14 protein-coding genes and 1 pseudogene are annotated in these 18,912 nt (G+C 72.9%); 7 read left to right on the top strand and 8 right to left on the bottom strand.

Features of this window, described 5'->3' with window-relative positions; translation table 11 throughout:
• Positions 1 to 403 precede the first annotated feature (403 nt).
• A pseudogene (locus AB0D46_RS23890) lies at positions 404 to 1,006 on the top strand (amino acid ABC transporter substrate-binding protein); the annotation flags it as partial.
• A gap of 23 nt (positions 1,007 to 1,029) precedes the next feature.
• Here AB0D46_RS23890 and AB0D46_RS23885 read toward each other — a convergent pair.
• The 6 genes from AB0D46_RS23885 to AB0D46_RS23860 all read right to left on the bottom strand — a co-directional run bounded on the left by AB0D46_RS23885 (position 1,030) and on the right by AB0D46_RS23860 (position 8,867).
• Positions 1,030 to 1,641, bottom strand: a complete 612-nt coding sequence (locus AB0D46_RS23885) for an ATP-binding protein (protein WP_362880237.1) — start codon at positions 1,639 to 1,641, stop codon at positions 1,030 to 1,032.
• A gap of 180 nt (positions 1,642 to 1,821) precedes the next feature.
• Positions 1,822 to 2,589 carry an enoyl-CoA hydratase-related protein gene (locus tag AB0D46_RS23880; protein WP_362880235.1) on the bottom strand — a complete coding sequence of 256 codons (768 nt, stop codon included), beginning with the start codon at positions 2,587 to 2,589 and terminating at the stop codon, positions 1,822 to 1,824.
• 142 nt (positions 2,590 to 2,731) lie between these two features.
• A complete protein-coding gene (locus AB0D46_RS23875; RefSeq protein ID WP_362880233.1) occupies positions 2,732 to 3,973 on the bottom strand; it encodes an Ig-like domain-containing protein in 1,242 nt (413 codons plus the stop codon).
• A gap of 121 nt (positions 3,974 to 4,094) precedes the next feature.
• Positions 4,095 to 4,802 (bottom strand): L,D-transpeptidase, encoded by a 708-nt coding sequence (locus tag AB0D46_RS23870; protein ID WP_362880232.1) that lies wholly within the window; start codon positions 4,800 to 4,802, stop codon positions 4,095 to 4,097.
• Positions 4,803 to 4,940: 138 nt separating this feature from the next.
• Positions 4,941 to 7,415 carry a SpaA isopeptide-forming pilin-related protein gene (locus AB0D46_RS23865; protein ID WP_362880230.1) on the bottom strand — a complete coding sequence of 825 codons (2,475 nt, stop codon included), beginning with the start codon at positions 7,413 to 7,415 and terminating at the stop codon, positions 4,941 to 4,943.
• A gap of 249 nt (positions 7,416 to 7,664) precedes the next feature.
• Positions 7,665 to 8,867 carry an Ig-like domain-containing protein gene (locus AB0D46_RS23860; protein WP_362880229.1) on the bottom strand — a complete coding sequence of 401 codons (1,203 nt, stop codon included), beginning with the start codon at positions 8,865 to 8,867 and terminating at the stop codon, positions 7,665 to 7,667.
• Between the two features lie 272 nt (positions 8,868 to 9,139).
• Here AB0D46_RS23860 and glgX point away from each other — a divergent pair, with 272 nt between their 5' ends.
• Positions 9,140 to 11,341, top strand: coding sequence for a glycogen debranching protein GlgX (gene glgX, locus AB0D46_RS23855; protein ID WP_362880318.1), 2,202 nt, complete (start codon positions 9,140 to 9,142; stop codon positions 11,339 to 11,341).
• A gap of 36 nt (positions 11,342 to 11,377) precedes the next feature.
• On the opposite strand, the gene AB0D46_RS23850 is transcribed toward glgX, so the two are convergent.
• Positions 11,378 to 11,959, bottom strand: a complete 582-nt coding sequence (locus AB0D46_RS23850) for a MarR family winged helix-turn-helix transcriptional regulator (RefSeq protein WP_362880227.1) — start codon at positions 11,957 to 11,959, stop codon at positions 11,378 to 11,380.
• A 97-nt stretch (positions 11,960 to 12,056) separates the two neighbouring features.
• On the opposite strand from AB0D46_RS23850, the gene AB0D46_RS23845 reads away from it, so the two are divergent.
• Positions 12,057 to 13,256: an MFS transporter gene (locus AB0D46_RS23845; RefSeq protein ID WP_362880226.1), complete on the top strand. Its 1,200-nt coding sequence runs from the start codon at positions 12,057 to 12,059 to the stop codon at positions 13,254 to 13,256.
• A 64-nt stretch (positions 13,257 to 13,320) separates the two neighbouring features.
• Positions 13,321 to 14,043: a CDP-alcohol phosphatidyltransferase family protein gene (locus AB0D46_RS23840; RefSeq protein WP_362880224.1), complete on the top strand. Its 723-nt coding sequence runs from the start codon at positions 13,321 to 13,323 to the stop codon at positions 14,041 to 14,043.
• On the opposite strand, the gene AB0D46_RS23835 is transcribed toward AB0D46_RS23840, so the two are convergent.
• Positions 14,024 to 14,512: an adenylyltransferase/cytidyltransferase family protein gene (locus AB0D46_RS23835; RefSeq protein WP_362880222.1), complete on the bottom strand. Its 489-nt coding sequence runs from the start codon at positions 14,510 to 14,512 to the stop codon at positions 14,024 to 14,026. The two genes, AB0D46_RS23840 and AB0D46_RS23835, sit on opposite strands and share 20 nt — an antisense overlap.
• A 172-nt stretch (positions 14,513 to 14,684) precedes the next feature.
• On the opposite strand from AB0D46_RS23835, the gene AB0D46_RS23830 reads away from it, so the two are divergent.
• Genes AB0D46_RS23830 through AB0D46_RS23820 form a run of 3 tightly spaced genes read left to right on the top strand, consistent with a single transcriptional unit; the run spans position 14,685 to position 18,864 of the window.
• A complete protein-coding gene (locus AB0D46_RS23830) occupies positions 14,685 to 15,890 on the top strand; it encodes a glycosyltransferase family 4 protein (RefSeq protein WP_362880317.1) in 1,206 nt (401 codons plus the stop codon).
• On the top strand, positions 15,887 to 17,626 hold the full coding sequence (locus AB0D46_RS23825) for a lipopolysaccharide biosynthesis protein (protein ID WP_362880221.1): 1,740 nt from the start codon (positions 15,887 to 15,889) through the stop codon (positions 17,624 to 17,626). Before AB0D46_RS23830 ends, AB0D46_RS23825 begins: the two co-directional genes overlap by 4 nt.
• Positions 17,623 to 18,864, top strand: coding sequence for a hypothetical protein (locus tag AB0D46_RS23820; RefSeq protein WP_362880219.1), 1,242 nt, complete (start codon positions 17,623 to 17,625; stop codon positions 18,862 to 18,864). Before AB0D46_RS23825 ends, AB0D46_RS23820 begins: the two co-directional genes overlap by 4 nt.
• Positions 18,865 to 18,912: the final 48 nt, after the last annotated feature.

Raw genomic sequence — 18,912 nt, 5'->3', positions numbered from 1 at the left:
GGGTGGATGACAGGAAAGGTAATGATTGACCCAATTCGGGACCTTCGCGGGCCGAGCCGTCCGACCCATCCGTTCACTATGTGATCAACGATTCACTCAGAGCAGTCGATACTTATTCGTAGATTACGAGGTGAGTGGCCCATCTCACCTAGGATTTAGATGGAAACTCTTAGGATATGCACACTTATGCCCGACTTGGGACTTTTGGCGTTCGGCCCCTCTTCTGCCATAGTCGCCATCACGGCTTCCCCTTTGACCCGAGCGAAGTCGCCCGCCGAGGATCACACCCCCTTCGATCCTCGGCGCCCCCATGAAACCCCCGCACCGCCCCACACCGGCGCCAGGGGGTTTCTGGCGTTCCGGGCCCCCGGCGGGGATAACCGGTTGCCCCGGGCGGGGGCGCCGGATCCTGCGCGAGCACCTCGCCCCGCACGGCGGCTCCGTCGTCGAACTCGACGCGAACGCGCTCACCCCGGCGGTCCTGTGTGACGCGTTGGTCGACCGCGGCGCGACGGCGCTCCTCCTCCTGGTCGGCCACCCCGAGCCGGCGCTGTCCCTCGTCCGGGCCGTACGGGGCGACGGGCGGCTCGCGCGGCTGCTGATCGGCGCGCCCGCCGGACAGCCGGGGTTCGCCGCATGGTTCGAGGAGCTGGGCGCCGACGGCGCGGGCATCCCGTTCCTGCGCTACCTGCCCGAGCGCCTCGACCCGCTCGGCGAACGCGTCGGCAAGGAGCTGGGCGAGCAACTGGGCGAGGCGCCCTCGTTCGTCGCCTTCGAGGGCTGGGACACCGTCACCGTCCTCGCCGAGGTGCTGCGCTCCCACGGCACCGACCGGGCGGCCGTCGCCGGGGCGTGGCCGCACGTCGCGGTCGAGGGCAGCCGCGGGTTGATCCGGTTCTCCCGAGTGCCGGGCATCGGCGTACGACAGTGGGCCTGGTCGCCGATCCGGGTCACCGACCGGGACCCGGCGCGGCCGGACCGCTTCCGCACCCTGCACACCGGTTGAGGCGGCGGGCGCCGACCGCGGTTTCAGCGGTCGGCGACGCGCATCTCGAACCAGGTGATCTTGCCGCGCGGCAGCAGGTCCGCGCCCCAGCGGTCGGACAGCTTGTCGACGAGGAACAGCCCGCGCCCCGTGGTGTCCAACTCGTGCACCGGCATCAGACAGGGCAGTCCGCGCGAGGGGTCGCGCACCTCGACGCGGATCCAGCCGCGCCGGCGGACCATCTTCAACCCGAAGGACCGGGCTCCCGTGTGGCGCACGGCGTTGCCGACGAGTTCCGAGACCAGCAGGACGGTGTGCTCGGCGATCTGCGGCGAGAGGCCCCAGAAGCGGATCACCACGCTCTGGGTGAGCCGGCGGGCCGTGCTCGCCGATTCCGGCATGGAGGGCAGGGTCACCTCTCCCTCGGCCGGATTCCCGTACAACTCCAGCGCCTTGAGACCCTGTTCGTCCTCAAGCGCCGTCACGAGCCGTACGGCCGAAGCGCTGGTACTGCGCTGCCGCGGCTGCTCCACACCCTCCAGGCCCGCCATGCACCCATCATGGACGGCCGGTGCGCCCGTCCGGGCCGTTCCGTGGGAAAACACCCCCCGGAATCCAGGATTCCGCAGGGATCCATCGGCATATGCGCAGGGCAACCGGAGCCCTGCGGGACCCACTTGACCTGCGGTGACAGCCCGTGCGAAAGCGATCACACCGTGTTGATCACCGTTTCCCCTTAAGGCTCCCTTAAGGCCTGGCTAATCCACCCCCAGGGAGGAGGTCGCCGCGCGGGCCGATGCGGCCCGTGTCACCCGGCCGCGTCGACCCGCCCGCACTCAGAGGAACTTGGCCTTGCCCGGGCCCTCCTCGACGAAGCTGCGCATCCCGCGCTCGCGGTCCTCGGTGGCGAACAGCCCCGCGAACCAGTTGCGTTCGATGGTCAGGCCGGTGTCGATGTCGGCCTCCAAGCCCGCGTCCACGCACTCCTTCGCCGCGCGCAGCGCGAGCGCCGGGCCCTGCGCCAGCTTGGCGGCCCACCCGTGCGCCTGCTCGTACACCTCGGCGGCGGGCACGATCCGGTCCACCAGGCCGAGGGCGAGGGCCTCTTCGGCCTTCACCATCCGACCGGTGAAGATCAGGTCCTTGGCCTTGGACGGGCCGATCAGCCGGGACAGCCGCTGGGTGCCGCCCGCGCCCGGGATCAGGCCGAGCAGGATCTCCGGCTGGCCGAGCTTGGCGTTGTCGGCGGCGATCCGGTAGTCGGCGCACAGCGCGAGTTCGCAGCCGCCGCCGAGCGCGTAGCCGGTCACGGCCGCGACGACGGGCTTGGGGATCCGGGCGACGGCGGTGAAGGCGTCCTGGAGGCCGCGGGACCGGGCGACCATGGCCACGTGGTCCATGACCTGCATCTCCTTGATGTCCGCGCCGGCCGCGAACACCTTCTCCCCGCCGTAGAGGACGACCGCGCGCACGTCGGCGCGGTCACCGGCCTCCACCGCGAGCTCGCGGAGCCGGTCCTGGGTGGCGATGTCCAGGGCGTTCATGGGCGGCCGGTCCAGCAGGATGGTGCCGACGCCTTCGGAGACTTCGAGAGAGATGGTCATACGGCCCAGGTTAGAGGCCGGGGGTCCGGGGGTCGCCCCCCGGAAGGTCACAGCACGCGAAGTGGCCCGGTGCCGTGGGTCACAGCACCGGGCCACTTCGCGTCGGCCTCGCCCGCGCGGTTCGACCACGCGCGCCGGCGACCTACTTGATCCACTCCGCCCAGGCCATGTTCCAGCCGTTCAGACCGTTGTCCGGGGCGATCTGCTTGTCCTTGGAGTTCTTCACGACGACCACGTCGCCGATCAGCGACTCGTTGAAGAACCAGGCGGCCGGGGTGCCGTCGTCACCGGCGCCGCGCACGTCGCGCAGGCCGACGCAGCCGTGGCTGACGTTCTCCGAGCCGAAGGTGGCGGAGGAGGCCCAGTAGTTGCCGTGGACGAAGGTGCCCGACTGCGACAGCCGCATCGCGTGCGGGACGTCGGAGATGTCGTACTCGCCGCCGAAGCCGACGGTGGCGCCGTTCATCCGGGTCACCTTGTACTTCTCGCTGATGACCATCTGCCCGTTGTAGGTGGTCGTCGCCGGGGCGCCCGCGGTGATCGGGATGTTCTTGAGCACCTGGCCGTCGCGGACGACCTCCATCTGCTTGGCCTCCGCGTCGACCGTCGTGACCTGCGAGCGGCCGACGGTGAAGGTGACCGTACGGGTCTGCTTGCCGTAGACCCCCGGACGGCCCTCGACCCCGTCGAGGGCGAGCTTCACGGTGACCTTGGTGCCGGCGGCCCAGTACTTCTCCGGGCGGAAGTCGAGGCGGTCGTTTCCGAACCAGTGGCCCTCGACCGGGACGGACGGTTCGGCGGTGACCGTGATGGCCTTCTCGACGGCCTCGGGGTTGGTGATCCCACGGGTGAAGTTGATCGACACCGGCATGCCCACGCCGACGGTCGAACCGTCCTCGGGCGTGTAGTGGCCGACGAACGTGTTGACGGGGGTCAGGGTGGAGAAGCTGGTGTCCTTGGCGGACTCGCGCCCCGCCTCGTCCTTCGCGACCGCGTGCACCTTGTACTCGGTGGCCGAGGCCAGGTGGCGGTTGGGCTCCCAGCTCGCGCCGTCGGCAGCGAGCTTGCCCTCGACCGCGTTGCCCTTGGTGTCGGCGACGGTCACCGTGGTGAGCTTGCCGCCCGTGCTGGTGATCTTCAGGACGCCGCTCGTGGCGACCTCCTTGGCCCCGTCGTCCGGCTTGACGCCGACCACGGCCTTGGACGCCTCGGTGCCGGCCGTACCGGCGCCCCCGGACCCGCCGTTCTTCCCGTCGCTGCCCCCGCTGTTGCCCCCGCCGCCGCACGCGCTGGTCAACAGCAGCGCCGCTCCCAGCAGGAGGGCCGGCAGGCCGGTGCGGACGCGGCCGCGTATCGGCTGCAGGTTCACTCGTGTACTCCCCATGTCCCCCGCGCGCGGACAGTCGCGCGCATGTCGACAGGTAATCACAGGGGAACAACACGAAAAGGCACGGTCTTGTCACCGTTCCGTCCCAAGCGTCCGGGGTGTCGCGAGCCCCTTGACGTCAGTCCTCGGTACCGGGTTTGACGCCCCATACGTACACGGCGTCGCCCTCCTGGAGCAGGTCCCACAGCCGCTTCGCGTCCGCCACCGTGAGGTTCACGCAGCCCGCCGAGCCGCCGTGCTCGAAGAGCGGGCCGGGGCGGCCGTGCAGGGCCTGGCCCTTGTCGAAGAACTGGGCGTACGGCATGGGGGCGTCGTCGTACAGGGTCGATCTGTGGTCCTTGCTGCGCCAGTAGACCTCGTGCATGCCGGGCCGGGTCTCCTGGTCGTCGCGGCCGGTACGGATGGGCACGGGCGCGAACACGACGCGGCGCCCGCTCTGCACCCACAGCAGCTGGCGCGCGAGGTCGACGCAGGTCACCCGGTACCCGCGGACGGGGCACGCCCCGGCGGCGTTCGGGTTCGCGCGGGCGGCGACGGCGACGGCCGTGCGGTACGTGGCCAGGCCCGCGTAGCCGTCGGCGGGGGTGACGGCGTGTTCGCGCTGGAAGGCGCGGACGGCGAGGCAGTCGGCCGGGGACTGCGTCCCGTCGACCGGCAGGCGCAGCTGGGTCTCCAGCTCCCGCTGGTAGGGGCCGGTGCCCGCCGTGCAGGCCCGCTCCGGCTCGGGCTCCGGCGCGGCCGCGGCGGCGGGGGCCGCGACGAGGGCGAGGGCCGCCCACAGGAGGGCGGTTCCGGCAGCCGTGACCGCCGCCTGACGTGTAGCCATCCGGGCCTCCTCCGGCCCGCCGGCCGGGCCACCACGTCCCACCCAACCGGCGCCGGCGACGGTACGCGCGCGCGGGTGCGCCGCCGGAGTGAGGAGATCACTCCGGCGGCGCACCGGGGCGGGGTGCCGCCGGTCGTGCTACTCGGGCCGGCCGCCCTTGCCGGGCTTGCCCTTGCCGTGGTCGTCGCGCTCGTTCTGGAGCGGGACCACGAGCCGCGCGCCCGGGGTCGTCGCGTCCAGCTTCAGCGGACCGGTGACCCGGTCGCGGGGCAGCACGTAGCCCTCGGGGACGTCCGTCTCGACCAGGTAGTACCAGCCCTCGGAGAGCCGGTCGAAGTCGCAGACGCCGTTGCGGTCGGTGGCGCAGCCCGGCCCGGACTTCTGGTCGGGGTTGATGCCGCGGGTCTGCAGGCCCACGGTGTTGTTGGTCTCCTTCCAGACCTCGAACACCGCTCCGCGCAGCGGCCGCTTCGTCTTGGCGTCCTTCTTCAGGACCCGGATCGAGCCGCGGGCCTGTTCCTTCTTGCTGTTCGTCACGTTGAGGACGATGCCCTCGGCGACGTCGCCCTCGTCCAGGTCGAAGGCCGTGACCGGGTCGGGGGAGAGTTCGTAGCCGGGCGGGACGGCGGTCTCGCGCCAGTAGTACGTCTCGCCGACGGGCAGTTCGACCGTGCAGGTGCCCTCCGCGTCGGTGACGCAGACGTCGTCGAGGCGCTCGTCCGGGTTCTGGCCGCCGGTCTGCAGGCCGGGCCGGTCGTTGGTCTCGCGCCACAGCTCGAACCTGGCGCCCGGCAGGGCGGCGCCGGTGTCCTTGTCGGACTTCCGCAGGACCACCCTCGCGTCGTCCGGCGTGGCGTCGCGCTCGTTGTCGACCTGGTACCGGACGCCGGCCGAGGCGTTCTCCCGGGTCAGCGTCAGCGGGAAGACGTTTTCGGCGGGCAGCACGTACCCGGCCGGGGCGGCGGTCTCGCGCCAGTAGTAGGTGCCGAGTTCGGCGTCCTCACGGGAGCAGACGCCGTTGGCCGGAGTGACGCAGTCGTGGATCCTGGTGTCGGCGCCGGGACCGGCGGTCTGCAGGCCCGGCGTGCCGTTGGTCTCGCGCCACAGCTGGAAGGCGGCCCCGGCCAGCCGTTCGCCCTCCTCGTCCCGCTTGAGGACGGAGACGGAGCCGGTCACCGGGACCGCGGTGCGGGCGTTGACGGCGCGGGCGCGGGGCGTGCGCCCGTTCGTGGCGTCGTCCGCCGTCAGGACCAGCGGGAAGACCGGGTTCGCGGGCAGGTCGTAGCCGGCCGGCGCGGCCGTCTCCCGCCAGTAGTACGTCCCCGGCATCAGGTTCGCCCGGGAGCATTCGCCGTTCGCGGGGGTCGTGCAGTCGGACACCCGGGTGTCCGGGGTGTTCCCGGTCGGTTGGAGGCCGGGGCGGTCGTTGGTCTCGCGCCACAGCTCGAACCTGGCGCCCGCCAGCGTGGCGCCCGCCTCGTCCACCTTGGTGACGGCGACCGCGCCGGTCGCCGGGGGCGTGCCGCAGTCGGGCAGGTTGCCGGTGAAGGGGTAGGCGTGGAACTCCTGGCCGCCGCCCCCGACGGTCTCGCTGCCGTGGGTGACGGAGCCCGTGGTGAAGAAGCGGCCGTTGATGCCGGGCAGGGTGACGGTGGTCTCGGAGGCCTGGTTGCCCATCAGGAAGCTGCCCTGGAACTGGCCGCTGCCGGTCAGGTTCACCGTCGTGGCGTCCGGGAAGTTCCACAGCAGCCGCTCGCGGTAGGGGTTCAGGTTCGGGGACCCGGAATCGACGAGGGTCCCGCTGAAGGTGTTGATGGTGCGGGTGCCGGTGCCGAGGACGTTGACCAGGATGGTCGCGCCGGCGGGGATGCCGGTGAAGCGGATGCCCTGGGCGCCGCCCGTGCCGCTGACCAGGTCGGCGTCCACGTTGAAGACCTGGAGCGGCGAACGGTTGTCACCGGTGAACAGGGTCTCGAAGCCGCTGTTGACGGCGGTGCCGGTGGCGGGGCGCGGGCTGCCGTCGACCCGGGCGTAGCACTGGGCCGCGGCGGTGAGGCGGTCGCGCAGGCCCGCGTACGGGGCGACGGCGGCGGGGTCGCGGGTGGTGGTGCCGGTGACGGTGCCCGGCCCGGTGAGGGCGCCCGCGTACCGCACGACGCCGCGGTCGGCGATCAGGGTCTCCCCGGCGGCGACGGCTACGTCGGCGCCGGTGGTCAGGAAGTCGGCCCCGTCGGGCGGCGGGACGAGCGAGCCGGCGCCGACGATGCCGACGTTGTAGCGGCTGTCCCCACCGGCCCGCTTGTCCTGGTCGAAGCCGCCGAGGACGACGAGCCGGCCCTCGGCCTCCGAGGCCGACCCGCGGACGCGGAACTGGCCTCCGGCGAAGATGTTGACGGCGTTGTCGCGGCCCTTGATGCTGCCGTCGCTGCCGATCTGCGGGAACGGGCTCGGGCAGTCACCCGGTACGCAGGGACCGAGCCCGCCGGGCAGGGGGGCGCGCAGTGTGCCGGCCGCCGGGGGGAGTGCGCCGGGACCCGCGGCGAGTGCCGTGGGAGCGGCGGTGGCCAGTACGGCCCCGATCGCCACCCCGAGGGTCCAGTTCCTTGCTGACATGACGCTCCGTCCGTATCCGCGCTGTGGGCCCTGACAGGCTGCGGGCGGGCTTCGGCGCGGCGGACGGACGACACCGGCGACTACGGCATTCCGGTCCGACAATCACTCGGATGCTGCGGCCGGACGGGCGACCGGCCCGCGACCGACCCGGGCGGCGACCGGACGGGCGGGGCTCGGTGCGGGCCGGGGTCCGGCGGACGGTCGGGCGGTCGGACGGGCGGTCGGTCGGAGGGGCGGTCAACCGGTCGGTCAGGTGAGGGAGGACCCGGCGACCCAGTCCGCCCAGGACATGTTCCAGCCACCCAGGCCGTTGCTCGGAGACACCGTCTTGTCCCGCGAGTTCACGACCTCCACCACGTCCCCGACCAGGGTGCGGTCGAAGAACCAGCCGGCCGGGGTGTCGGAGCCGCCGCCCTTGTCGTCGCGCAGGCCCACGCAGCCGTGGCTGACGTTGGTGGAGCCGAAGGTGTCGGGGCTGGCCCAGTAGTTCCCGTGCAGGAACGTGCCCGAGTTGGTGAGCCGCATGGCGTGCGGGACGTCCGGGATGTCGTACTCCCCCTTGCCGTCCTCGCTGGTGAAGCCGACGGTGGCGCCGTTCATGCGGGTGACGTCGAACATCTCCATCACCACCATCTTGCCGTTGTAGGTGGTGTTCTCGGGGGCCCCGGCGGTGATCGGGATCGTGGACAGCAGCTGCCCCTCCCGGCGGACCTGCATGGTGTGCGCCTCGGCGTCCACCAGGGTGGTCTGGGAGCGGCCGACCGTGAAGCGGACGGTCTTCTCCTGGATGCCGTACGAGCCGGGGGCGCCCTCGACGTCGCGCAGGTCCATGGTGATGGTGACCTCGGTGCCGGGCTTCCAGTACTCCTTGGGCCGGAAGTCGAGGCGTTCGTCGCCGAACCAGTGCCCGGCGACCTCGACGGGCGGGTTCGAGGTGACGGTGATGGCCCGTTCCACGTCCGTGCGTTCCTTGATGGCCCGGCTGAACTTGAACGAGACGATCATGCCGGTGCCGACCGTGGAGCGGTTCTCGGGCTTGAAGTAGCCGATGAACCGCTCCTCGGGGACGTAGGTGGTGAAGGTGGTGTGCCGGGCCTGGCGGCGGTTGTGGCCGTCGAGGGCGACCGCGTCCACGGTGTACTTGGCGGCGAGCGAGAGCCGTCCGGCCTTCGGGTCGGGGCTCCAGCTGAGGCCGTCGGCGGCGATGCTGCCCGGCACCTTCTCCTGCTGGGCGTCCTCGACCTTGGTGACCACGACCCGTTCCAGGCGGCCCTCGGGGACGGTCACCCGCAGCGGACCCTCGGCCGGGACCCCCTTCGCGTTGTCGTCGGGGGTGATCCGGATGGCCTCGGCCGGCGGTTTGGGCCTGCCGGGCAGTTGCACCTCCACCGGGGGCCTGCCGTCCTCGGTGCACCCCGTCAGCCCGCCCAACAGGGCCGCACATGCCGCCAAGGCGGCCCACCCCGCCCCTGCCCGCCTCGTCAGAAGAATCACGAAGGGTCCAACGATCGGCCCCCTCCGGGGGAAACGTGAGGGCGGGGCACGTTCCGGGCAGAACAGTCCGGGCAGAACAGTGTGAAGGCACCAGACGGGGGCGGGCCCAGGCCGGGACGCCGGGGCCACGATCCCCTGCCCCCTTCGGTACCCAGGAGCCGTGGAGGCGGGCATTGTCTAGCGCAGCCGAACAAGAGGCGGTGGATGCCGTCGAGGGCACCGCGAACGCGGTGAACACCCGGGAGCGGGTCCACACGAGGGTGTTGCGGGCTTCCGCGCGCCCGGGGCCACCGGTGTGGCCGGGCTCCTCGCACCCCCTGGGGGCCCGTTACCGCACCGGCCCCGACGGGGTCGGGGGCACGAACTTCGCCCTGTGGGCGCAGGGGGCGGAGGCGGTGGACGTCTGTCTGTTCGACGAGGCCGGCGTCGAGACCCGCTGCGCCCTGACCGAACTCACGCACGAGATCTGGCACGGGTTCCTGCCGGGCGTGCGCCCGGGGCAGCGGTACGGGTTCCGGGTGCACGGCCGCTGGGACCCGTGGACGGGCGCCCGGCACAACCCGGCCAAGCTGCTCCTGGACCCGTACGCGCGGGCCGTGGACGGGGACTTCACGCTCCCGCCGGAGGTGTACGGGCACGTCCGGGACTGGCCGCAGCAGTACATCGCGGACACCGTGCGCGACGACCGGGACTCGGCGCCGTTCGTCCCGAAGGGCGTGGTCGTCCACGACGACGACGACTGGGCGGACGACGTCCGGCCGAAGACCCCCTGGGCCGATTCGGTGATCTACGAACTGCACGTGCGCGGCTTCACGATGCGCCATCCGGGTGTTCCCGAGGAACTGCGCGGCACCTACGCGGGCCTCGCGCATCCGGCGGCGGTCGAGCACCTCTCGAAGCTCGGGGTGACGGCGGTCGAACTGTTGCCCGTGCACCAGTTCGCCCACGAGGACCACCTGCTGCGCCGGGGCCTGCGCAACTACTGGGGCTACAACTCGGTCGGCTACTTCGCCCCGCACGCCGGCTACTCGTCCAGCGGGACGACCGGGCAGCAGGTCGGCGAGTTCAAGCGGATGGTGCGCGCCCTGCACGCGGCCGGGATCGAGGTCATCCTCGACGTGGTCTACAACCACACGGCGGAGGCCGGCGAGCTGGGCCCGACGCTGTCCCTGCGCGGGATCGACAACCGGGGCTACTACCGGCTCCAGTCCGACCAGCGCCGGTACTCCGACTACACGGGCTGCGGCAACACCCTGCACGCGGGGCGTCCGCACGTGTTGCGGCTGATCACCGACTCGCTGCGCTACTGGGTCACGGAGATGGGGGTGGACGGCTTCCGCTTCGACCTGGCGGCGGCCCTGGCCCGGTCCATGCACGACGTGGACATGCTGTCGCCGTTCCTGGCGGTGATCGCCCAGGACCCGGTGCTGCGGCGGGTCAAGCTGATCGCGGAGCCGTGGGACGTGGGCTCGGGCGGCTACCAGGTGGGGGCGTTCCCGCCGCTGTGGACCGAGTGGAACGACCGCTACCGGGACGCCGTCCGGGACTTCTGGCGGGGTGCGCTGCCCGACGTACGGGACCTCGGGTACCGGCTGTCGGGCTCCAGCGACCTGTACGCGTGGGGCGGCCGGCGGCCGTACGCCTCGGTGAACTTCGTGACGGCCCACGACGGGTTCACCCTGCGGGACCTGGTGACCTACGAGCGCAAGCACAACGAGGCGAACGGGGAGGACGGCCGCGACGGCACCAACGACAACCGGTCGTGGAACTGCGGGGCGGAGGGCGAGAGCGACGACGAGCGGATCGGCGCGCTGCGCCGCCGTCAGCTGCGCAACCTGCTCACCACGCTGCTGCTGTCGACCGGGGTGCCGATGCTGGTCGCGGGCGACGAGTTCGGCCGGACCCAGGGCGGCAACAACAACGCGTACTGCCAGGACAACGAGACGGGCTGGGTGGACTGGTCGCTGTTGGAGGACCCCGCCTGGAACGAGCTGTTCGCGCTGACCCGGCGGCTGATCTCGCTGCGCCAGGCCCATCCGGTGCTGCGGCGCCGGGCCTTCTTCTCCGGTCGGGCGCAGGGCGCCGACGGGCTGCGGGACCTGGCCTGGTTCACCCCGGGCGGCGCGGAGATGACGGAGCGGGACTGGTACGCGCCGGCCGCCGCGGTGGGGTTGTACCTGTCGGGGCGCGACATTCCGGGTCGCGACGAGCGGGGTCGTCAGGTGACGGACGACAGTTTCCTGGCCCTGCTGCACGCCGGGGACCGGCCGGTGGAGTGGCTGTTGCCGGGAGCGCCCTGGGCGGAGGAGTACGAGCTGGTGCTGGACACCGGGCGGGAGTCGCAGGACGCGCCGCCCGCGACCCGGCACCGGGGCGGGCAGATCCTGACGGTGCCGGGTCGGTCGGTGATGCTGCTGCGCGTGCTGACGTGAGGGGGCGGGGCCGGGACGGGATCCCGGCCCCGGGGGTCAGCGCGTCTCGACCTGGATCAGCATCCGCTTGAGGAGGACGGCGAGCGCGGCGCGGTCGGCGTCGTCGAGGGGCTCGATCATCCGCGCCTCGGCGATGCCGCGCCAGCGCATGGCGTCGGTCCAGCGGCGGTGTCCCTCCCCGGTCAGCTCGACGTCGACCCGACGGCGGTCCGCGGCGGCGCGCAGCCGGCGGACCAGGCCCGACCGCTCCAGGGTGTCCAGCCGTCCGGTCATGCCGGCGGGCGAGAGGAGCAGTTCGGCGGCGAGTTCGGAGGAGGGGGCCCGCCAGGGGGCGCCGCGGGAGGCGAGCCGGTGCATCGTCTCGAACTCGAAGGCCTGGAGCCCGGTCTCGGCGAGGGCCCGTTCCTTGCCGTGCGCGACGTGCTTGGCGAGGAGTTGGATGCGGGTGATGACGGCCTCGGTGGGCACGTCGAAGGGGACCTTGCCGCTCCAGCGCGCGATGTGGCGGTCGACCGAGTCCTCCGCGCGGACCACCGGCTCCGGCCGGTCGGAGCCGGGGCGGGGGGCGGGTTCCGTGGTCCCGTGCGGTGCCGGGGTCGCGCCCGTCTCTGTGCCCATGTCCGCATTATGACCCGGTCCGTGACCGCTCCGTCCCCACCCCCGGCCGGAAACATTTCGCTGGCGAACCCTTCGCCGGCGAAATAATCTGCGCGGTATGACCCCGACCCTACTGCGGCTGCTCGCCGGCCGCACCTGCGCCGCCTTCGCGACGGCGCTGATCCCCACCACCCTCACCCTCGCGGTGATGCGCACCGGTTCGGCCGGCGACCTCGGGCTGGTGCTCGCCGCCGAGATGCTGCCGATGCTCCTGCTGCTGCCCGTCGCGGGGGTGGTCGCCGACCGGTTCGCCGCCCGCCGGGTGGTGCTCGCCGCCGATCTGGTGCGGGCCGCCGCCCAACTGGCGACCGGGGCGCTCCTGCTGTCCGGTCCCGTACGGGTCCCCGAGCTGGCCGCACTGGCGGCGGTGACCGGCGCCGCCGTCGCCTTCGGCACCCCCTCGGCGCGCACCCTGGTGGCGGCCGTCGTCGCCGGGCCCGGCCGGCTGCGGGCCAACTCCCGGCTGATGGTGGCCCAGGGCTTGGCCGCCATCGCCGGGCCGGCCGCCGCGGGCGCGCTGATGCTGGCCGCCGGGGCCGGCTGGTCCTCACTGGTGACCGGCGCCCTGTTCGTGGCCTCCGCCCTCACGCTGGGCGGGCTGCGGACCCCGGCCCGGGAAGGCGGCGGCGCCCGGGGCGGGTTCACGGCCGAGCTGCGCGCCGGTTGGGCGCAGACCCGTCGGCACCCGTGGTTCCTGGCCAACGTCATGGCGCACGGGGTCTGGCACCTGACGGCCGGCGTCCTGCTGACCCTCGGCCCGCTGATCGCCGTGGAGTCCCTGGGCGGCGAGAGCTCCTGGGTGCTCGTCGCCCAGGCCGGCACCGCGGGACTGCTCGCGGGGGCCTGGGCGGCAGGCCGACTGCCCGTGCGCCGGCCCCTGGTGTGGGTCGCCGTCGCCTCCGCCGCCATCGCGCCGGCCCTGGCCGCGTTCGCGTTCCGGCTGCCCGTGGCGGCGTGCGCGGCCGCGTACTTCGTCGGCATGGGCGGGGTCGGACTGCTCAGCCCGCTGTGGGAGACGGAGATCCAGCGACGGGTGCCGGCCGAGGCGCTGGGGCGGGTCGGCTCCTTCGACTCGTTGATCTCCTTCGCGGCCCGGCCGCTCGGGCTCGCGGTGGCGGCGCCGCTCGCCGCCGCCACCGGAACGACGGCGCCGCTGCTGGCCGCGGCGGTGCTCGTGGCCGCCGCGAACCTGTCCGTACTACTGCTTCCGGACGTGAGGGCGGATCCGGCACGGAAGCCCTCACTCGCCCTGCGATGATGTGGCCTTCATACGAACACGCGTGCCTCGCGCACGTGTGTCATCGAAGGGGTCAGGGGTACGCATGGCGAGAGTCGGGACCGCGCTGCGGGAGCTGCGCGGGGCGCAGAAGTCGGCGAAGGGGGTGTCGCTCTACTCCCGGTTCGTGAACCGGCCCGCCGGGCGGTACCTGGCCGCCGGGTCGTACGCGCTGGGCCTCACTCCCAACCAGGTGACGCTGATCAGCGCCGTCTTCAGCTTCGCGGCCGTGGCGGCCGTCGCGCTGGTCGCGCCCTCCTGGGGGTTGGGCGTCGCGGTGTGGGCCGCCCTCGCGGTCGGCTTCGCCTTCGACTCCGCCGACGGGCAGCTGGCCCGCCTGCGCGGGGGCGGCAGCGCGGCCGGCGAATGGCTCGACCACGTCGTGGACTGCGCGAAGCTGACCGCGCTGCACACCTGCGTGCTGATCGCCTTCCACCGCTTCCCCGAGGCGTACGGGACCGACTCGCAGGGCTGGCTGCTGGTGCCGCTGGTCTTCCAGTTCGCGGCGGTCGTCACCTTCTTCGGCGGGCTGCTGACCGAGAAGCTCAAGCCCAAGCCGGCGCCGGGCAGCCCCGCCGCCGCACCGTCGACCCTGCGCGCGGTGGCGTTGCTGCCCGTGGACTACGGGGTGTTCTGCCTGGTGTTCCTGCTGCTCGGCGGCGGGGAGCTGTTCCGCTGGGCGTACGCGGGGCTCGGCGCGGTCGCCGTGCTGTTCCTGCTGGCGTTCCTGACGAAGTGGTTCCGGGAGCTCAGCGCCGTTCGGCGATGAGCGCCTCCGGCCCCGCGAGGGGCTGGGCGAGCGCGTCCAGGGCCCGGCGCAGCTGGGTGCTGGACGTGTGGACGGTGTAGGGGAAGTAGATGACGTCGACACCGTGGGCGGCGAAGTCCTTCTCCAGCCGGTCGCCCTTGGGCGTGCCCCGCCAGTCGTCCCCCTTGAAGATCACGTCGAAGCGGACCTGCTTCCACGTCTCCACCTTGTCGGGGACGGTCTCGACGAAGGCCGCGTCGACGTACTTGACGCTGCGGACGATCTCCAGCCGTTCGACCAGCGGAATCATCGGCCGGCGACCCTTGGCCCGCTCGGCCATCTCGTCGGAGACCACGCCGGCCACCAGGTAGTCGCACTGACTCCGGGCGTGCCGAAGGATGTTCAGATGCCCGATGTGGAACAGGTCGTAGGCACCGGGCGCGTACCCGACCCGGTACGGTCTGCGCGCGGACGGACCGGACTCGGACATATCGTGCTCCATCATCAATTACCCCCCAGCGGCCACACCCCCGGGTGTGGCGGATTAGCAGACAATAGCGTGCACGTTCCGCACCCTGTCGGTGAACGAATAGGGTGACGTGCGCATCATCCAGGGGAGAAGGGGACGTTCAGTGTCCAATTCCGGTCACCGGCGCCTGCTGCTGGTTTCCACCAACTACGCCCCCGAGCATGCGGGTATAGGCCCGTACGCCACCCAGATCGCGGAGCACTGGGCCAGTATCGGCCACGAGACCCACGTCCTGGCGGGCATGCCGCACTATCCGGCGTGGTCGGTCGAGCCGGCGTACAAGGGGGCGCTCCGGCGCACGGAGGAGCGCGCGGGTGTCACCGTGCACCGGCGTGCGCACACCGTTCCCCAGCGGCAGACCGCCGTGAAGCGCGCGCTTTTCGAAGGATCGATTCTGCTCCACGGCGCCGTGGCCCCGCCCCGGATGCCGAAGCCGGACGCGGTCCTCGCGCAGATGCCGAGCCTGGCCGGTGGCGTGCTCGCCGCGCGGCTGGCGGCGCGCTGGAAGGTTCCGTACGTCCCCGTCGTCCAGGACCTGATGGGGGCCGCGGCGGCGCAGAGCGGAATCAGCGGTGGCGACAAGGCCGCGGCGATCGCGGGGCGCGCCGAGGCGTACGCCCTGAAGCGGGCCACCCTCGTCGGTGTGATCCACGAGACCTTCGTGGACCGGGTCGTCGGCATGGGCGTGGACCCGAAGCGGATCCGTCTCGTGCCCAACTGGTCGCACGTGCCGCTGCCCACCAAGCCGCGCGGGGAGACCCGTCGGCACCTGGGCTGGGCCCCTGGTCAGACGGTGGTCCTGCACTCCGGGAACATGGGCCTCAAGCAGGGGCTGGAGGTCCTCGTCGGCGCCGCCCGACGCGATCCGTCCGTCCGCTTCGTCCTGATGGGTGACGGCAGTCAGCGGGCGGCGCTGGCCGCCCTCGCGGCGGACGTGCCGAATCTCGACATCATCCCCCCTGCCGCTGACGGCGAGTTCCCCGATATCCTCGCGGCGGCGGACGTGCTCGCGGTCACGCAGCACGCGGCCGTGCTGGACATGAGCGTTCCGTCCAAACTCACCTCCTACTTCCAGGCCGGCCGACCCGTCGTCGCGTCCGTCGCGGCGGAGGGCGGAACCGCCCAGGAGGTGGCACGTTCGGGCGCCGGGGTGCTCGTACCGCCCGAGGACCCCGACGCGCTGCTGAAGGCCGTACGGGCTCTGGCGGAGGACCCCGGGGGCGCGGACGCGCTGGGCGCTGCCGGGCCCGTCCACGTGGCGGCCCACCTGAGCCGGGAAGCGGGCCTCGACCGCATCGACGCACTGATAGACGAAGCACTTGGGGGCACCCAGCCGTGATCGAGACGAACCGCCCAGCAGCGGCCCCGGCCGAGGACGAACCCGATCTCCTCAGGGACCAGTTCAAGCAGCTCCTGCGCTACCGCAAGCTCATCGGCGCGGGCGTGGGCATCGGCCTGCTGGGCGGCGTCTACCTCGGCATATCCACGGCGGACACCTACGTGGCGACCGCCGACGTGGTGCTGCGGGCGCCCACCGACGACCCGTTCAACCCGAGCCTGGCGCCCGACAAGGCGATCAACATCGGCTCCGAGCGGCAGGTCGCGCTCTCCAGTTCCATCGCCGAGGCGGCGAAGAAGAGCCTCAAGATCGCCGACCAGGACTTCGCGTCCCTGCGCAGCGGCCTCCAGGTGACCAACCCGCCGCAGACCATGGTGCTCCGCTTCACCTACACCGCGTCCTCCCCCAAGGAGGCCGCCCGGCGCGCCAACGCGATGACCCAGGCGTACCTGCTCAAGCGGCAGGAAGCCCTCGACGCCACCCGCGACAAGATGGTCAAGGGCTACAAGGAGCAGCGCGACCCGGTCGCCAAACAGCTCGACGAGCTCTCCAAGGAGATCGCCCGGATGCCCGCGGGCACCACGCGCGACGCCGCGACCTCCTCCAAGACCGACCTGCAGAGCGAGGTCGGCGGCTACAACGGCAAGATCACCAAGCTGGAAGCCCTGGACATGACCCCGGGTCGGGTCACCAGTGCCGCGACGGTGCCCACCTCCCCCGACGGTCCCGGCATCCTCATGTCGCTGGCGTTGGGCGCGGCCGTGGGCCTGGCGCTCGGCCTGCTCGCCGCCTGGGTCCGGCTCGTCTTCGACCCGGCGCCGCGTTCCGAGGGTGACGTCTCGCGGGCCCTGCGGGCGCCCGTACTGGGCTCCCTCCCCCGGGACAAGTCCGGCGGCGGGCCGCTCCTCGCGGCCGGCGAGGCCGACCCCCGGCTCGCCGAGGAGTACCGCTCGGTGGCCTTCCGGCTCGCCTACGACTCCCGTTTCGCCGACCGGCGCCGGCTCCTCGTCGTCGCTCCGCGCGGCAGCAGCGAGACCGCCGCGGCGGTGGCCGTGAACCTGGCCGCCTCCTTCGCCGAGACCGGCAAGGACGTCCTGCTCATCGAGGCCGACCTGCGCACCCCGGTGCTGGCCAGCCAGTTGCCCACCGACGCCGGCGGGCGGCCCCGCTGGAGCCAGATGCCGGGCGGCCCCGCCGCGGGCGGGCACGGCGACTCCGACTGGCCCGACGGACGTCAGCTCGTCGTGGACGCCGGGGAATCGGGCGCCTTCGACCTGATCCCGGGCGAGCGGGTGCGCAACGTGCCCCGCGCGCTGACCTCCCCGCGCGCCACCCGATTGATCTCCGAGGCCGACTCCCCCAACTCCACCGTCGTGGTGCTCGCCCCGCCCGTGCTCTCGTACGCCGACGCCCTCGCGCTCGTCGACCGCGTCGACGGCGTGCTGGTGGTCTGCGACCCGCGCGCCGTGCACCGCACCGACCTGTCCCGGATCCGCGAGCTCATCAGCGGCGCCGGCGGAACGGTGCTGGGCGCCGTCCTGCACACCCCGCTGCCGACCGAGAAGCGCGGACGCGGCAAGGGCAAGGCCGCGCCCGCCCCGGCCGTCGCGCCGCCCGCGCCGGCGAAGTCCGCGCCGCAGCCCCTCACCCGTGAGCCTGCCGAACCCGAGCAGCACATCCCGGGTGACGGCACCGACACCGTCGCCCTGCGCACGGTGCGCACGGGCCGGCGGTGAGCCGGCGGGGCCTCGCCGCGGTCTCCTCGGTCCTGGACCAGGCAGCGTCCAGCGCCACGAACATCCTGGTGCTGGTGCTGGCCGCCCGACTGTCCTCGGCGTCCGGCTTCGCGGACTTCTCGATGGTGTACGTGGCCTTCAGCGTGCTCCTCGGGCTGAACATGGCCTACGTCGGACAGACCGTCGTCCTGGAGAAGGGCGAGCGCCTCGGCGCCGTCTGCCGTTCCTCCCTCCTGTTCACGGCCGCCGCCTCGGTGGCGGCCGGCCTGCTGCTCGCCGCCGTGGGCCTGGCCCTGCCCGGCGAGGTCGGGACGGCCTTCCTCGCGCTGGGCGCCGTACTGCCCCTGGTCCTCGTCCAGGACGGGCTGCGCTACTGCTTCTCCGCGCTGCGGGTGCCCCAGCGGGCGCTGGCCGCCGACACGCTGCGGCTGGTCTGCGTCGTCGCCGCGCTGGCCGTGCAGCCGTCGGGCGCCTCCGCCGGACGGCTGGTGTTCGTGTGGGGGCTCTCCGCGCTCCCCGCGCTGGCGCTCGGCCTGTGGCTGCTGCGGCCCTTCATCCGTGGCGTGCGCGCCGAACTGCGCCCCTACCTGCGGCGCGGGCATTTGGGGCAGCGGTTCGTGGTGGAGTTCGCCGTGGGCAACGGCTCCAGCCAGCTGGCCGTCCTCGGGCTCGGCGTCTTCGCGACCCCGCTGGCCGTGGGCGCGTTGCGCGGCGCCACCACCCTCTTCGGGCCGCTGAACGTGCTGTTCAACTCGGCGAGCGCCTTCGGCCCGCCCGTCGTCGGCCGCGCCCGCGGCAAACGGGGCGTCGTCCGCCTGACGGCCCTGATGGGCGCCGCCCTCGCGGTGCTCGGCGCCGGCTGGGCGGCCCTCCTGTACGCGCTGCCCGACCGACTGGGCCGTCACCTGCTCGGCGACACCTGGGCCGCCGCGTCCGCGCTGCTGCCGGCGACGGGAGCGCAGTACGCCGTCATGGGGCTCGGCACCTGCGCGCTGCTGACCCTGCGCGTCCTCAACCCGAAGGCCACCCTGTCCCTGCAAGTGGTCTTCTCCCTGCTGTCGGTGGCCCTGCTGCTCGGCGGGTACGCCCTGTGGGGCGTCGCGGGGGCCGCCTGGGGCCTGGCCCTGGGCTCCGCCGCGAAGGCGGCGGCCGGCTGGCTGCGCGTCGTCCGTCTGGAGGTTCCGGCCGCCGACCCGGCGCCCGCCGCCCCGGACACCGCGGGACGGACCACCGCCTGAGCGGTGGCGCAGGGACACGGCCGCGGGCCCGGGACGATGACCGTCCCG

Source organism: Streptomyces sp. NPDC048383, assembly GCF_040651775.1.
Classification (GTDB): Bacteria; Actinomycetota; Actinomycetes; order Streptomycetales; family Streptomycetaceae; genus Streptomyces.
The sequence above is the reverse complement of the archived record's forward strand: the minus strand, read 5'-3'. Positions and strand labels throughout refer to the sequence as shown.